General features: G+C 47.2%; 9 protein-coding genes. 5 read left to right on the top strand and 4 right to left on the bottom strand.

The annotated features are described in order from the left end of the window. Positions 1-28: 28 nt before the first annotated feature. Positions 29-1,309 carry an AAA family ATPase gene (locus ABH897_RS19530; protein WP_283652892.1) on the bottom strand — a complete coding sequence of 427 codons (1,281 nt, stop codon included), beginning with the start codon at positions 1,307-1,309 and terminating at the stop codon, positions 29-31. Continuing rightward, positions 1,310-2,767 (bottom strand): RtcB family protein, encoded by a 1,458-nt coding sequence (locus tag ABH897_RS19525; protein WP_283657249.1) that lies wholly within the window; start codon positions 2,765-2,767, stop codon positions 1,310-1,312. It abuts the gene before it with no gap. 576 nt (positions 2,768-3,343) lie between these two features. Here ABH897_RS19525 and ABH897_RS19520 point away from each other — a divergent pair. The 5 genes from ABH897_RS19520 (at position 3,344) to lpdD (ending at position 14,353) form a co-directional block, all read left to right on the top strand. Beyond that, entirely contained in the window at positions 3,344-3,673 is a 330-nt protein-coding gene (locus ABH897_RS19520; protein ID WP_014282840.1) for an ArsR/SmtB family transcription factor, read from the top strand. Positions 3,674-3,703: 30 nt separating this feature from the next. Further along, the gene (locus tag ABH897_RS19515) at positions 3,704-5,488 is read left to right on the top strand and encodes a SulP family inorganic anion transporter (protein ID WP_404592597.1); all 1,785 of its coding nucleotides are present in this window, start codon (positions 3,704-3,706) and stop codon (positions 5,486-5,488) included. 593 nt (positions 5,489-6,081) lie between these two features. Further along, positions 6,082-7,692 carry a S8 family serine peptidase gene (locus tag ABH897_RS19510; RefSeq protein WP_404520976.1) on the top strand — a complete coding sequence of 537 codons (1,611 nt, stop codon included), beginning with the start codon at positions 6,082-6,084 and terminating at the stop codon, positions 7,690-7,692. A gap of 626 nt (positions 7,693-8,318) precedes the next feature. After that, positions 8,319-13,823, top strand: coding sequence for a S8 family serine peptidase (locus ABH897_RS19505; RefSeq protein ID WP_404581296.1), 5,505 nt, complete (start codon positions 8,319-8,321; stop codon positions 13,821-13,823). A gap of 179 nt (positions 13,824-14,002) precedes the next feature. Further along, a complete protein-coding gene (gene lpdD, locus ABH897_RS19500; RefSeq protein WP_283652888.1) occupies positions 14,003-14,353 on the top strand; it encodes a prenylated flavin chaperone LpdD in 351 nt (116 codons plus the stop codon). Positions 14,354-14,370: 17 nt separating this feature from the next. Here lpdD and ABH897_RS19495 read toward each other — a convergent pair whose 3' ends face one another. Both ABH897_RS19495 and ABH897_RS19490 read right to left on the bottom strand, forming a co-directional pair. Continuing rightward, complete coding sequence (locus ABH897_RS19495; protein ID WP_283652887.1) at positions 14,371-14,958, bottom strand: hypothetical protein; 588 nt, start codon at positions 14,956-14,958, stop codon at positions 14,371-14,373. Positions 14,959-15,434: 476 nt separating this feature from the next. Next, positions 15,435-16,793 carry a DUF6055 domain-containing protein gene (locus ABH897_RS19490; RefSeq protein ID WP_283652886.1) on the bottom strand — a complete coding sequence of 453 codons (1,359 nt, stop codon included), beginning with the start codon at positions 16,791-16,793 and terminating at the stop codon, positions 15,435-15,437. Positions 16,794-17,542: the final 749 nt, after the last annotated feature.

Here is a 17,542-nt window from a genome sequence, read left to right as displayed (position 1 = left end):
ATCAGAGGTTCTTCCTTTTTATGATGATTTAGAAGAATCCAACGCGTCCTTCGGCCACATTTTTTAACCAGTCCTGCTTACGGCTCTTATCAAGCTCGCCTCTCATACCTTTAATAATCAGCTCAATATCTGTTTTTCCACTCTCATGCCATTCCAGAGCAGTGCTGACATACAGCTCGCCGAGCTGAGCCAGGGAGAAGCCGTCAGTCATCGCTGCTGCCTTCTGTGTACCTGTCTCTCCTGCAAAAATAAGGAAGTTGCGCAGCTTGAGATACGCCAGTCGCAGCGCTTCGTCCGGCAGACTGATTTCATAGGCGCGATCGAAACGACCCGCCCGGTTCATCAGACCCGGATCAATTTTTTCGGGATAATTGGTCGTTCCGATCAGGAAGATGCCCTCCTTGGAAGTAGCGCCATCAAGCGTATTCAGGAAAAAGGAACGAACCTCCTGCGGCATGGAATCAATATCCTCAATGACCAGCACCATCGGAGCCAGACGGGTAGCCGCCTCGAACACCTCTTTGACTGATTCACTAGTTGTATACTCCGTAATTTGCCAGTAGGCGGCCGGACCTGGTACGCTGCTCGCAATAGATTTAACAAGCGTCGTTTTCCCGTTGCCCGGATGGCCATACAGCAGAATACCGCGTTTGTATGGAATATTATAAGTCTGATAGAATGTACGATCTGCTTCAAAAAACTGATCGAGTGAACGGAAAATATCGCGCTTGATTTCCGCTTTCAAAATAACGTCATCCCGCGTAATGGCACGGGTAATCGGCTCCGCCTGCCGGGATAATCCGCGGCTTGTGTCCGTAAAGACGGTGACCCGCTTCATGTTCTGCTTGCGTTCACGCCCGCGTACCCCCGCGAGGAAGCCTTGCAGTTCCTGATCGCCTGTCGCAAATACGTAATCTTCATTATATACGCCATTTTCACGGAAAAAGGGAACCCGCGCCAGCGCGATGCCCCACTTGGGATAGGCGAATACATTATTACGCATAGACAGGTGCACGCCGTATTCTGGAGTGGGCCCGTCATCGTCATATTGGATGGTACGTTCCTCCAGGCGATCAAAGACCCGTGCCACATGCTCCAGATCCGGGCTGCCTGAACGAATGTCCTCCTCCAGCAAGTCCCAATACTCAATATTGGGATCGTCGCTGGCATACAGCTCATATTTTACGCCATAGCGGTTATATAGGGCCTCACTGATGCCGTCGATCAGACGGGCATAAGCGGCATAGCCGGTAATACGCCCATCTGTACGTTCATCAAATTCGTAAATAGCTGGGATGTCTATACTCAATTATTTGGCTCCTTTCAGGGCGGCCAGCGGCTTGCATTTAGCTACAACGGCTGCGAGTCCTGCCCCGGTGACACTTTCAATAATATCATCTACATTTTTGTAGGCTTGGGGAGATTCGTCGAGAATGCTTTCCAGCGATGACTGATTGACCACAATCTCGTCGTCTGTCCCTACACCAAGTGCTCCGGCAAAATCGTCCACACTTACGAGCCGTTTGGTCGCAGAGCGTGAACGGATACGGCCCGCTCCATGGCAAATGGAGTGGAAGTTATCCTGCCCGCCCGGCAGACCGACCATAATATAGGAGGACGTCCCCATAGAGCCGGGAATCAAGGCCGGATGTCCTGTTTCCCGGTAAGGTTTTGGATTGTCGGGATGTCCGGCTGGAAGGGCGCGGGTAGCCCCTTTACGATGCACAAACACGTTACCGTGATCCGGGTGGGATTCCTCCCAACCATAATTGTGCATCAGATCGTACAAGGTGCGCAACTCGCACTTTGTACCAAAGACATCACGGAAGGCTTCACGCACGGAAAAAGCGATCAAATGTCGGTTCACCACCGCATAGTTCAGCGCCGAGTACATCATATTGATGTACTGCGCAGCTTCGGGATGCTCCAGAGGGGCAAATACCAACCTTGGATCAGAGGTACCAAGCCCAAGGCGACCCATTGCTTTGGCAATGGCAGACGAGCTGGTTTGGCTGACCGCTCCACCCCAGGCACGTGATCCGGAGTGGACCATGACGGCAACCTGACCGTCGAACATTCCCCAGGCTTCGGCTATTTCACGGTTGTGCTCGGCAATCTCAATCGCCTGAATTTCAACGAAATGATTGCCTCCACCCAGCGTGCCAAGCTGTCGGTGAGCCCGGTGCCACGTGCGATCTTCGACGAGATTAAGTACCTCTTCATCAAATGAGAATTTACTGTGCTCTACATGGGTGAGTGAGGTTGATTTTTTAGGCGTGTAGCTGTCTGGAATATATTTATTGGGTAACCCATGCAGGCCCTTGCGTACAATATGCTCCAGCCGGATATCTGAATAATGTCCCCGCTGGTGGGCTTCCATCGGCAAATATTTATCAATGGTCTTGACCAGCTTGCGGCGCAGCTTGGTTTCCTTCAAGGCATCCTTGTGCAAATTTGTCAGGTGTACGCGCATGCCGCAGCCGATATCGCTGCCGACGATGGAGGGAGATACATAGCCGTCCTCCATTCCCCATACCGCTGTCGTGCCGATGCAGGTTCCGACGCCTACATGCACATCCGGAGTATAGCCCATATAGCGGATACCGGGAATTTGTAAATTGTTATTAGCCATCTCGAACACCTTGTAATCCAGCGAGGAGAAAAGCTGCTGAGAAGCATATACGGTCAAATCGCCAGCCGGAAGCTTCATAAGATGGCTGTATGGTCCCTTTTCTAAGAACGAGTCTGTTGTGTGCTGTATATTCATATGGTTGGATAGTTCCCTTCTTCATGTAAATCAGGATTTTGCAAAATCCTGAAATCTAAAATTACTTACAAATTAAGCTTTAAAAAAGAAAATAAAAAAAAGCCGCAGACTTGTCGTCTACGGCTTCCTGCACCGAAAGTGTCATTACACGTCATGATCTATACATCATTAATACGTAAAATAACCTGTTCTTCCAATAGCATTAAATACAGAAAAAAGCCTGGTTAATCACGCCGTCAGACAGCGCGATGTCACCCATCATGTCGCCCGAACGGGGCCGATGAGACGAAAATTCATATATATGGTTTTGTCATGCTGCCTGTCTGTCACCATCATGTAAAGCTCAGTCATGTCTGTCGGCCCCCTTTTCCTAAAGTTAATTGCTATGTTAATGGAAACCTGTGGAAGCTGTCAACCCTGAAAAGAGGGAGAATGGAAAGATGTGACTTTAATCATAGTGAAGTGTGAGTTAGATCATAGTTCAAATGACCCAAACCTGTTATTGTCTAAATATTCAAATATTCAGAGATTGTTGATGGTTTACAGGACAATTTTTGTGAGGGGGACGGAGCAAGCATGGAAGGGGATCTCCAGAAGTTTAAGGCCGACTTTTTCAAAGCATTGGCTCACCCTCTGCGCATCCGCATTCTGGAGGTGTTAAGTGAAGGGGAGCGGAACGTAAATGAGCTACAGACTGCGCTCGGTTCCGAAGGCTCTGCCGTATCGCAGCAGTTGGCCGTGTTGCGCGCCAAAAATTTGGTGAGCAGCATCAAGGAAGGCACGACGGTCGTTTACTCGTTGCGGGACCCGCTCTTGACGGAACTGCTTGCGGTGGCGCGGCAAATTTTTGACAATCATCTGGTCGAAGCGATCTCGTTGCTGGAGGGTATTCGGAACGAGAAGTAATGCTACTACAGAAAAGAAGGGTTACAGAGGATGAAGTGGATGGGAAGGTTCGAGGGATATAACGCAGGAGCTTTGCGAAAGGACCTGATTTCCGGAAGTATCGTGGCAATTGTGGCAATTCCGCTCGGTATGGCGTTTGCCATTGCATCAGGAGTAAAGCCGGAATACGGGCTGTACACGACCATTGTGGCAGGAGTTTTGGTTTCACTGTTGGGAGGGTCCAAATTTCAGATTGGCGGACCGACGGGCGCTTTTATTCCGATTTTGCTGGCTATTGTCATGCAGTACGGTCATGAGAATTTACTCATAGCCGGTTTTATGGCGGGGATTATGCTCATCTTAATGGGCGTGCTGAGGCTAGGCGCGTTAATTAAGTTCATCCCCAAGCCGGTAACGATTGGCTTTACGGCGGGCATTGCCGTGACGATTTTCAGCGGTCAGATTGCTAACTTTCTCGGCTTGCGCGGAGTAGAGCGGCATGAAACGTTTCTGCCTTCTATGGCAGAGCTGATCCATCGCCTGCCTTCACTGAATGTGTACAGTATTCTGACGGCGGGTATCTGTCTTGCCGCCCTCATTCTGGTGCCTAAAAAATGGCCCAAGGTACCCGGTTCACTCGTGGGCCTGCTCTTATCCACGCTGGTGGCAGTCTGGCTTTTTCCGGGTCAGGTGGCAACGATCGGCTCCGCATACGGCGCAATTCCGGCATCTCTGCCTGAGCTGCATGTTCCAGGCGTGACCTGGGACCTGATTGTGAAGCTGCTGCCGCCCGCACTTGTCATCGCAATGCTGGGAGCTATCGAATCCCTGCTTTCGGCAGTGGTTGCTGACGGCATGACAGGAGACCGGCATAACAGCAATCGTGAGCTGGTTGGACAGGGTGTTGCCAACTTGCTCACACCGCTATTTGGCGGCATTCCTGCGACGGGGGCGATTGCGCGTACAGCCACAAATATCCGCAGTGGTGCCGTGTCTCCCATGTCGGGTATTGTACACGGCTTGGTTGTGCTGCTTATTCTGGTGGTTTTTGCTCCGTATGCATCCAATATTCCGCTGGCGAGCATGGCCCCGGTGTTGATGGTGGTCGCCTGGAATATGAGCGAGCGCAAACATTTTGCACACATCCTCAAGACGCGGACAGCTGACTCTATTGTACTGGTTGTCACCTTTTTACTGACGGTATTTACGACGCTGACTACGGCTGTTGAAGTAGGTCTGATTCTGGCCGTTGTGCTGTTCGTCAAGCGTATGAGCAGTACACTTTCAGTGGATAAGGTACTACCCGATCCTTCTGTCAAGCATGAAAAAGTCGGCGCGCATATGGTAACAGAGCAGCATGATTGCCCACAGGTGGCGATTTATAGTGTGGAAGGCCCTCTATTTTTTGGTGCCGCTTCGGCATTGGAAAATTCGGGGATGGGAGGTCAGGCTAACCGCCAGCAAGGGATTTTGCTGCTGCGTATGGGTAAGGTTCCCTTTATGGATATGACAGGAGAATCTAACTTTACCACATTGATTCAGAAATATCGGAAATCCGGTGGAACGGTGCTTGTTTCCGGCCTTCAGCCACAGCCTCTGGCATTACTTCACAAAACCGGATGCTACGACATGATCGGACATGAGCATTTTTTCGAGCATACAGGAGAAGCCCTCACGGCAGCCATAGCACTGGTGGATCGGGATGCATGTCGCGGGTGCAGCCAAATGGCTTTTCGGGAATGTGCTGCTCTATGCGGTAGATCGCAAGCACTATCAAAACCATCCATTTCGGATGGAGCTGTTCCGGTTCCCATACCTGTAAACAGCGGCAGATAGCCCTCTCTGAACTCTTCTATTGGAGTGCAGAACGAATGCTGAAAAATCTCTTTTATTTTTACGATTAGCAGTGCGCCCTCAAGATTAGCACCTGCTCGTAAAAACGGAAGAGGTTTTTTGTTTTCGAAGAAAAAGGGAAAAAATTCAAAAAAATGCTTGTATATCTGTTTTTATGACATTATACTAGATTCAAAAGATACCAATTGTATCATTCTTTTGTTTTAATTTGGTTTTTAATGCACAGATATTAAACCCCTCGATAACTTCTAGCTTCATACCCTACTTTTTCTTCACGTTTTTCTCTTACTTTTTCCAAAGCGATATAAGCTGAATTTTAAAAATTTACATGGGAACGAGGTAGGCAGAATGGTGCTGTACGAGCATCAGCGGTCACCTTTGCCCGAAGGATTACTGTTTCTTTCGGTCCTGCCCTCTTGGTTGTTCACCACAGAATCATGACCTATGGATTCCATGCTAGAATCTATATTTTTTGAAGGAGGTGAGGGCCAAAGGCTATTTTGTGAGCTTTTCACGTGGCTGTCGGCAGGTTATTCTTGAGAACCATAAAACCAAGTAAAGGGAGATGGAAAGTATTGATTAAGTCGAAAAATATCAAAAAGACGTTATCGGCTAGTTTTACTGCTATTCTTGCTTTTTCTCTGATTTCTCCGGTGTACGGAGATGCAAGCACAACCACCGCGGCAGGAGCTTCGACCATTTCCGCCAAGGTTTCAGCCAAGCTGAACCAGCAATTCAGTGACAGCGAGTACGTCACCTATCTGGTCAAATTAAAAGATCAGGTAGATACAGAGTCGGTTGCCAAGCATGCTTTCCAAAAGGCTTCCGCAGACCAGATTTCTCCGGCTGCCGCTAAGCTTTCTGTACGTACAACGGTTGTGAACTCTCTCATTGATACTGCTGAAAAATCTCAACAGCCTGTGGAAGAATACTTAAAGAAGGAAGTCAATAACGGAGGCGTCAAAAAGTACAAGAGCTACTTTATCGTGAACGCGCTTGCGGTAACGAGTACCAAGGAGGTATTGGATAATCTCGCCACACTTCCTGAGGTAGACAAAATTTTACCGGATGAAACGCGGGAGCTGCAAAAGGTTGAAATAGATAAGGATGCCCAGCCAGCAGTCGAGGAAGCGACAGCCGAACAAGCTGTTGTAGACACGGCTGTAACGGAAGAGAATGCACAAAAATCCGTGGAGGAATCCGTATATAAGGATGCTGTAACGCCGAGCCGAGCCGAATGGAATATTTCCAAAATTAAAGCACCACAGGTTTGGGCTAAAGGCATCGACGGCAAAGGGGTTGTCGTTGCCAATCTCGATACAGGCGTAGAGTACACTCACCCGGCGCTGAAAAGAAAATGGCGCGGCTTGAATGCTTCCGGTCAAGTCGTGAATCCAGAGCTGAGCTGGTATGATGCGGTTAACGGAGCATCACTGCCAACAGATTCAAATGGACACGGTACACATACGATTGGTACGAGCGTTGGCTCGGATAGTAACGGTACGAATGAAATCGGGGTTGCTCCCGGTGCCAAATGGATTGCTGTTCGAGTGTTCAACCCGAGCACGACAGATTCCATTCTGCTGGACGGAGGTCAATGGTTGCTGGCTCCAGTAGACAAAAATGGCAAGAAGCATCCTGAGCTTGCACCGGATGTGGTGAATAACTCATGGGGTGGCGGACCTGGGCTGGATGAATGGTATCGTCCTGTCACCAAAGCGTGGAGAGCGGCACAGATTTTCCCTGAGTTCTCTGCAGGTAACACGACTCTGTCAAATCCGGGCGGTCCTGGGTCTGTAGCCAATCCGGCGAATCTGCCGGAAGCTTATGCCACTGGAGCGACTGATGTCAACAACAAGCTGGCCAGCTTCTCGTTGCGCGGTCCTTCTCCATATGGCGAAGTGAAGCCTGAAATATCGGCTCCTGGGGTAAACATCCGTTCCTCTGTTCCTGGCGGAGTATATGAGGGGGGCTGGAACGGTACTTCCATGGCAGGCCCGCATACGGCCGGATTAGCGGCATTGCTGCTTCAGGCCAAGCCATCCTTGACAGTGGACCAACTGGAGGATGTTATTTCGAAAACAGCGACGCCGCTGACAGACAGCCAATATAAAACTTCACCGAATAACGGCTATGGATATGGCCTGATCGACGCGTTGGCTGCGGTCAATTCGGTACTTAACTAGAATGATCTGATCGTTCTTTAGAAAGATTTCGGAAATCCCTTGGAGCGGCTCGTCCAGAGATTGCATACACCTGCTAACCGTGTAATGTAACATTAACGCAGCCGCTACAAAGGGGTTTTCGTACATAGAAAATACAAAAATTATAAATTTCAAGGAAATTGCAAAAAAATCACTTGTATATCTGTTTTGATAACTTTATACTATCCATAATATATGTTTTTATATCAATTTTTAATATAAAATGTAACGATATAACATGTCGTGTTATAGCATGTTCTCTCTTCGACATTCTCCTGCTTGTTCTCCTTGGTATCTGCTGAATTTCATCGCATGTTATCTTTGATTCACAAACTCATCTATGAAATAAACTCACCTAAGAAAATCCAAATCGTTTTATACCTGAGCATTTTGCAACAATCCCAAGAGCGATTTCAAATTGTACTTTCGAGCGTTGGGGATCGAATGATGCAAAATGCTGACCTCTATATTCTATGAAGGAGGTGGTTGCCAACCATATCATGTTGTACAGCCCGTAGATTTGATGTGAAGGCAAGAAGGCATGAGGTCTTACTCTCGTACAGGTTATACCAGAAATATTAAACCTAGTAAAAGGAGTGGAGAAGTAATTGATTAAACCTAAACGATTTAAGAAACCACTATCTATCGGACTATCTTTGCTTATGGCCTTTTCTTTTGTTCAACCCGCTTTGGCGAATAACACACCGGATGGCTCCAAGCTGGAGTTGAAATCAGCTGCGCACAAAGTAACGACTGCGAAGGTATCCCCTAAACTGACCAAACAGTTTGAGGAGAACAACTATGTAACCTATCTGGTCAAATTAAAAGAACAGGTAGACACGAACAAGGTTTCCAAAAATGCTCTCCAAAAGGCCTCGCTTGAGAAAATAACACCCTCTGCCGCCAAAATGGCTGTTCGCAGCAATGTGATCAGCTCTCTGCGTGAAACCGCTTCAAGAACCCAATACGGGCTTGAAAATTATTTGGATAAACAATCAGAGAGCGGCGGAGTGAAGGAATATAAAAGCTACTTTATTGTCAATGCCCTGGCGGTCACAAGCACCAAGGAGGTGCTGGACCATATTTCGCAGCTGCCTGAGGTAGACAAAATTTTGCCGAATGAAACACGTTATCTGCAAAAGGTGACAGTTGACAAGCAGGCAGAGGGAACAGCAGCCAAAACTGCTGAAACAGCGACAGCAGACACTGCAAAATCTGCAACGGCAGAGAAAGCAGTAGAGCTGGAAAAGGACGATAGTAAAACATCGGCGAAGCCAGACAATGCAGGTAAGAACGCTGTAGACCCGTCTACCGTGGAATGGAATATATCACATATTAATGCACCGCAAGTATGGGAACAAGGAATCGACGGAACCGGAATCGTCGTGGCCAATCTCGATACAGGCGTAGACTATACTCATCCGGCCCTGCATCGCAAATGGCGCGGTCTGGACGCGGCAGGCAATGTCGTGAATCCCGAGCTGAGCTGGTACGATCCGCATAGTCATGCGACGTTGCCGGTCGATCAGGAAGCGGATTCCCACGGTACGCATACGATGGGAACGATGGTCGGCTCCGAGGAAAATGGAACGAACCGGGTCGGCGTTGCGCCTGGCGCGAAGTGGATTGCCGTTCGGATTTTTAATCCGGAAACGACGGATGCAATTATACTCGACGGCGGTCAATGGCTGCTTGCGCCAAGGGATGCCCAAGGCAATCTTCATCCCGAGCTTGCACCGGACGTGGTGAACAATTCGTGGGGCGGCGGACCCGGCCTCGATGAATGGTTCCGACCTGTGGTTCAAGCATGGCGGGATGCACAGATATTCCCTGAATTCTCCGCAGGTAATACTTCCCTTTCCAATCCGGGCGGTCCTGGATCGGTAGCGAATCCGGCTAACTATCCGGAATCCTTTGCTACTGGAGCAACCGATCTTAATGACAAGCTGGCTAGCTTCTCACTGCTGGGACCGTCGCCATATGGCGAAGTGAAGCCCGAAGTTTCTGCACCGGGTGTAAATATTCGATCATCCGTTGCTGGCGGTGCTTATAAAGGCGGATATAACGGAACTTCCATGGCGGGCCCTCATGTAGCGGGACTTGCGGCTCTGTTGCTGCAAGCGAATCATTCGCTTACCGTGGATCAACTGGAAGAAATTCTGGAAAATACAGCTACACCACGCACGGATAGCACATATCCGACCTCTCCGAACAATGGCTACGGACATGGTGTCATTAATGCATTGGATGCAGTCGGCTCTGTCGTTCAGGGCTTGGGCTCCGTATCCGGTAAAGTTGTAACAGGTGGAGATGATCTGGAAGCGCCTGTTCTGGAGCATACACCGTCTGCTGCGGCATTCGAGGGCATTGACATACCTCTGACTGCTCATGTAACGGATAATGTCGGGGTGACAGCAGTTGAGGCCTTTGCCAAAACAGCGGGTACGTCAAACTATGTATATATTCCGTTGGAACGGACCTCCGGCGACAGCAAAGACGGTACATATCAAGCGTCCATCCCGACTTTCTTGGTGGATAGCGCCGGTCTGGAATACTATATTCGCGTGAATGATTACGGCAATAACGGTTTTGAAACCGAAGTGTACAAGGTTAATGTCTCCAAAGGCGTCAAACCTGGCTATACACAGGATTTTGAAAAGGATATTGCTGGTATCAATGTCGGTGGACAGGGTAGTGTCTGGAAATGGGGAACCCCGGTAAGTGGCCCCGGAAGCGCACATTCGGGAACGAAGGTCCTTGCGACCAATCTCGAAGGCAAATATGCGTCCAACTCTAACAGCTATTTCCTCGCTCCTCCGATTGATCTGACCAATAGTCCCAAAGGGGCGTTGCTCAGCTTCAAGCATTGGTACGATATTGAAAACAATTCTGATTTGGGCAAGGTGTATATAGCCACCGCCAACAATCAGAATGCATTTGAGCAGGTATTATCATTTACAGGCACCAGCAACGGCTGGAAAACACAATATCTCGATCTGCGAGCATTTGCAGGTCAGAAGGTATACCTTCTGTTCAACTTTACAAGTGATAATACGGTTGTAAAAGATGGCTGGTATATCGACGATCTGTCGATTCAGGAGCCGGATACCGTTGCACCTGCCGCGCCAAGTAATCTGACTGCCGAAGCGGATACAGTCGGCAACGTCTCGCTGGCTTGGAATGCTTCATCCGATGAAGACGTGAAGCAGTATAAGGTGTATCGCTCCACCCAATCGGGCAAAAATTATACTTCGTTGGGTACAACCTCTGGACTGACCTTCACCGATACAATCACGGTCAGCGGCTCGACCTATCATTATGCAGTGGCGGCCGAGGATTACAGTGGTAACGAGGGAGCCAAGTCGAATGAGGCTTCACTGAGAGTAGAAGTGCCGGATACGCTGTATAGCGATTCGTTTGATGGCAACTCGGATAACGGCTGGACTCATTCTGGTACCAAGGATGAATGGGAACGTGGCATCCCCACAGAAGTGGGACCAGAAAGTGCAGTATCCAGACCAAACGTATGGGCAACCGATCTCGATAGTAACTATGAGAGCGGAGCTGACTTTTCGCTGGTTTCTCCAAAAATTAATTTGAATGGTGTGCGGAACGCAACACTTACCTTCAACCACTGGTTTGAAATTGAGTCCGGCTATGACTTCGGTTATGTAGAAGTGTCCAAAAATAGTGGCGACACCTGGACCGAGCTGGGCAAATTCTCTCATAACACTAATGGGAAAAAATGGACTCCAGTTTACTACAATCTGGATAGCTATACCGGCAATGAGATTCAAATTCGCTTCCGCTTGAAATCGGATAACAGTGTGAACAAAAACGGTTGGTACATTGACGATTTCCGTGTACTGGGCATTCCAGCTTCGACAGTGACCAAGGATGTAGTACCTGAGTCGAATATCAAACTGGAAAAAGCGGAAGAACAATTCCCACTGTACAAAATTACAAGCACCGAAAAGAGTGAATTCCAGGAAAAAGTGAAGCCGACGGAAACAACGGTGGACAGTGGACGTGTCGGTCTCGAAAGTCTTCCTGCCAGCGCCACAGTTACCGTACTGGAAACCGGACGTTCGGTGAAAACCGATCCGACCACAGGTAAATACAGCTTCATTCACGTAGCAGGCGATTATACGCTGAAGGCTGAAGCCTATGGCTATGAGCCTCAAACGAAGCAGGTCACGATTGAGAATAATAAAGTAATCAGAGCGAACTTTAGTCTCCAAGCGGTACCTCATGGTACGATTCACGGAGTCATTACCGATAAGCAATCCGGTGAACCGATCCGAAAAGCGAAAGTGCTTGTGCTGGAGGATGCACGCATTGCTCCGGTAGAAACCAATGAGGCTGGAGAATTTACGCTGGATGTGCTGGAAGGGACATATACATTATCCATTGCAGCAGAAAATTATTACAGCGACAGTGTCACGGTCACAGCACCTCCGAACGGCAGTGTGGAAGCGAATGTCGCATTGAAGCCATTTATCGGCTTCCAGGGGGGCATCGCTTACGATGACGGTACCGGAGAAAATGCCAGAGCCTTTAACGCGGCAGGCAACTCCTGGGCAGTCAGAATGACACCTGAATCAGAGGTGGCTCAAGTGACAGGAGCGTCGCTTCTGTTCTGGAATTCAACCTTCCCGAATCCGGGAGGAACGGCGTTCAAATACTCCGTATATGATGCATCTGGTGCGGCAGGCGCACCGGGACGTCTGCTGGCTGGTCCATTTGATGGCACAGCCGTTCGGGATGAAACACAGTGGACGACCGTACAATTCCCTGAACCCGTAACGGTTCAAGGCGACTTCTATATCGTCTATACGCAGCCAAGCGCAGGCACGCAAGCTCCGGGTCTTGCTACAGACGAGAGTGGACCCAATGCGCTTCGTAGCTGGCAAGGTGTAAGCGGCGCATGGAGCCAATCACCGGAGGATGAGGGCAATTACATGATCCGGGCGATCGTCAGATATCCGGTTAATGCGCCAACGATTACAACACCGACCAAGGCAACGTATACGAAGGAAGAGACAATCACCGTTACAGGTACTTCCCCGGCAGACGGAGCGGATATCCAGCTTTTTAACGGTAATGAACTGGCTGGTACAACCAAGGTGAAGGATCGCCAGTTCAGTCTGGCAGTCGATCTTCAGCCGGGTGCCAATCCACTGAGTGTTCAGGCGGCGGTATACGGCAAAGCAACAGATCGTTCCGAGCCTGTGGTCGTCATACTTGACCAGACTAAACCGGGTCTGATCTTGACTTCGCCAGATGAAGGAGCCCGTACAAATGCGGGTGTCGTCAGTGTAACAGGTACGGTGTATGATGAGTTCCTCACCAACTTGACGATTAACGGGGAGCCAACCGAATTTGGAAGCGACGGCAGCTTTAACAAGCGGTTGCTCATCAATGAAGGGGAAAATCAAATTACGGTAACGGCCAAGGATCTTGCCGAGAACGTAACTACGGTTACCCGTTCGGTGTATGTCGATACAGCCTTGCCGAAGCTGGAAAATATCAGTCCTGCTGAGGATGTGCGTATCACTCCAGGGCAACCGGTGCAGGTATCCTTCGACAGTACGTCCGGATTGGAGGCATCCTTCCGTGTGGAATTGCCTTTCAATCTGACCACCTTGGCCCGAAACGAAATTCCATTAAACGAAACTTCGTCAGGTCATTATGAAGGAACTTACTTCACTTCCTCTTCTCTGAGCCTGGAAGGCGGAGTCATCGTGATCCGGGTAAGGGATGCAGCAGGAAATGAAGTGGAGACGGAAGCACCCGGAAGATTGTATGTAACGAAGGGTGGAGGGCAGGACCCTGATCCGAATCCACCGACCTCTAACGAGAAACCAGTTGCAATCATTCAGGCGAATGATTCAGCCAAGAAGAACAAGAACGTTCAGTTTAACGGAAAAGCCTCACGTGATGTAGACGGTGAAATCGTCAGCTATAGCTGGAACTTCGGCGATGGCGATACAGCGTCCGGCTCCAAGGTAAAGCATAAATTTACCACAGCCGGAACGTATACCGTGGAGCTGACGGTGACAGATAATAATGGTGCAAGCGGAAAAGCTGCGCATACCATCACGATCCGTTAATAAGGTACACGGAATGTTTCTTTTAAAATAACAACAGAAGACCCACAGCAAGCCACCATTTTCGGAGGTCTGCTGTGGGTCTTTTTGAATTGTGGAACAGGTCTGGAAGCGATAGAATGAATAGAAACATATAAAGTGAATCTATTCACAATACTATTTTTTAGACAGGAGAGAATCATATGATTCATTTGCAAAAAGAAAGCGGGCGTATCCGCCTTGTGCTGGATGCCTATTTTATGGGAGAGGACATGGTCGTACTTATTTCCGGCGGCGATCAGCCGCATCTGGGAACGATTACAGCAGGCGCCAGACTGGAGCCGATCCAAACCGTTCAATTGCAAGCCCACAAGGAATTTTATATTACCGAAGAAATTGCCGTTCGTTTGCGAAAAGAGTTTGCGGGTAACTTTGCAATTTGCTGCGGGGCGCATATGGACCATGTAACGAAGGACGAAATCCGAATGTTGACGGAAATGGCTATACAATTGGGTAAAGAGCTGATCGATCAACTCAAGCAAAAACGTCTGTAACGACTGTAGCGACCTTTTTAAGAAAACTCCTGAATGAGCAGATTTCGGTATGGATATTTACTGTAAGGATACTTAAAAAGCAAAGCAAAGCCATGATCCTCGATTTGTACGGATTTCAGTGCAGTGGATGGAATCAAGCTGCGGATCATCAGAGTAACCGCACGCTGGTCTTTCTGGTTGATGGCTTTGGCTAAAGCAGAAGCAAAGCATCGATTGCGTGCCAATTCGAGATACAGCGGAAAAACGGCTCTGGCGATGGCGCGGTGAACCCTCGGCTCAAATGTAAACTGCACCGTACCGGGTGGAATCGTCGTTCCGTTCGTATAATACAGCATTGGTGGCTGGGCCAAGAAGGAGATAAAATAGCCGATGCCATTCGTGCCCAGTCCTTGCTTGGCAGCAAATGGCGCTACCGAGCAGAGAAGGGCCTTCATCCGATCCAAATTGCCATGCACTACAGCACGTGACCATTGAACGGCGAAAGAACGACGGGTGGCAATAGCTTTGTAAAATGGCAGCATGGCGGCGGATATTTTCCTGAGCATGTCAGCATTTAAGCGTTTGTGAGGCGAACACCTTCTGCGGGATGTTGCACGATATACCATAGCTCCGACCTCCTAGGCAGGATGCTCTCAGGGAGCGCATTTTATCAGTAATAGGTAAAATACTGTATGCCCGATCACTACGAAAAGTGATTATGTATCCATATTTTGTTGCTAATAATTAACTGTTTTTAAAATTTATTGGTCGAATTTCTGATCATAGAATTTTTCTTCAATTTCTAGTGATGTCTCTATCGCTTTCTTGTTTAATAAATGTGAATAAGTATCTAATGTTATAGTTACACTTGTATGACCCCATATCTCAGAAACTACCTTTGGATGTATCCCGATGGATAACATTAGTGAAGCTGCTGTGTATTCAATTCCCAAAGATTATTTTCAGAGCATACTAACAACAATGGCACTGGTATTTTGATACCAGTGCCATTGTTCAGGCATTTATTCACTTTTTTTCGTAAACTCTGATATTTACCCTAGATAAGCTTTTCATTCAACCACAATATGATTATTATCCACAATCACTTTGTTGTTACTTTTACTTTATAAGGATAAGTTTCACCATCCTCTTCAATATTAAAATGTTTAATTTCATCTGGAGTTGCGGATACAACCAAATAAACAGATTTTTCATCTCCTTGCAAATTCAATGAATTTTTCCCTTTGTTCCACATTGTAGAATATCGGGTATCCCCCGAATGCGTTACGGTAACAATGCTAGCTCTCCAATCAGCGCCTTTTGCTGTGCTTGTTCCTTGGAAATCAATGGTAACGGAAGCTTTGCTCAAATCAACATCTAAAGGAACAATGTTGTAGCCTGTCTGTTGTGGAGCCTTGTTTTCAGGGACGGTCATCCAGCCGCCTTTACCACTTTTCAGTGTTGTATATATCTTTTCATAATTGCCGTTAGTTCTCAAAAGTTCATCTAAATGTTTCAAATAATATTGTTGGCTCTTGAAGTCCATAGTTACCAATCTTCTTGCCATTCCACCCAGTAATTCTTTAGTAGAAACTCCAGTTACCTTTTCCATAGATTCAAAGTAGGTCGTATCTTTTCCGCCGTAAGACAATAAATCCAACATTGCTCGATGGCCAAGTCCGTTGATGTGATCTGGATTTTCATTAATATACAGGAGAATAGGCCATGCATCGTACCAATTCTTTACATGTGGAAAATGTGATTCCGAATTCAGTATAAAGGGGGCAAAAAAGTCAGAGTCTGGACCATATACCGTTCCACCATAACTGTAGTAATCGCTACCCAAATATTCATTACGCAAGAAGTTAGCTACCGCTTCATACCACTCATAAGGGACCTCTCCTCCATTATGATAGGTAAATACATGGCCTAATTCATGAGGAACTACCCAGCTTGGTGGGTCTACACGCATCGCAGCCGGCATCATGACCATGTAAGCAAATGCATCGTTGTCTACTGACATATAAGCCCAATCTTCGTCAATCTTTTTCAGTCCAGTGCTCGCAATGTAAATGTTCGTTTTATATTTTCCAGTTAAATTTGGAGAAGTTCCGATATCCCCCAATCCAAATTTATCCATGTAAAATGAACGGATACTTTCGAGGTTGGCCAAGTTGCCTTGAACAAAATCCCTATTTACTGTTCCAGTTGTATCTCTGTTTCCCCAAATAATTTGAAAATGCTCGGAGGTAGCACGATTTACAGAAGAATCAGATAAAGAATAAAAAGCATCTCTTGCCTTGTATTCGTTTGTATTCTTCGTACTTTCTGTAGTGATAACGCTTTCATAACCTTCAGCTTTTGCCGTTTTGGCAGTGCCTAGTAAATCAGCTACTGCCCCATAGCTTGTTACATTCAATAATAATAAAACCATTAACAAGCAGCATACTAGCTTTTTCATAATTAACACTCCTTTACATTAATGTAGTATATTGATTTCTTTTATATAATAACGCAAATTCCTCGATGCTGAAATGAAAATATTTTAATGTTTTATATTATTTTCCAATAATAAAAGAACAGCCTGCGAAATCAAATTGATTTAGCTGAGAATATTACTTAGTACCTTGATAAAATCAAATTTAAGGATAAGAGGTTTTGATTTTTTTGCTGCTGGATTCGAGTTGGCGAATGGACAGATATAGAAAAAGAAGATTACTATTATCGTTGCGTATACTCATATAGACCTGATGTTATAATTATAAGGACAGTGGCTCTTGTCTATTTTCTAGATCATTGTGCTAATTTGGGTCCTCTACGTGAGACTGCTGAAGGTTTGGGTGCCGATCGTCAACATTATTGTTGAATTGTACCAAAAGAAAAAGAAATAGACCGCTGCCCTACTTTGGTAAGGTAACAGTCCATTTCATGATACAACCTATTGGCGACCGCTCTTCAAAGCGGCTGTTGCCAAAGAGTGAGGATATTAGTGCATCTAAGCTTCTTTAGCTCTTGACTACATTTTATATAAAGGCCAATGATCTCGACAATTAAGTACAGACGTATTGCGGTAAAATGTATTGTGAACTTTAATCAGAATTGCATATGGCTTTAAAAGATAACCATCATTTTTTGAAATAAGTACTGTCCTGATTTGTAAGATTGTGGTACCCTAGAACGTATATATTGTTATTTTACATATTGGAGCTG

This window comes from Paenibacillus sp. RC73, from assembly GCF_044908085.1.
GTDB classification, from domain to species: domain Bacteria; phylum Bacillota; class Bacilli; order Paenibacillales; family Paenibacillaceae; genus Paenibacillus; species Paenibacillus terrae_A.
This window is presented reverse-complemented; position numbering and strand designations above follow the sequence as displayed.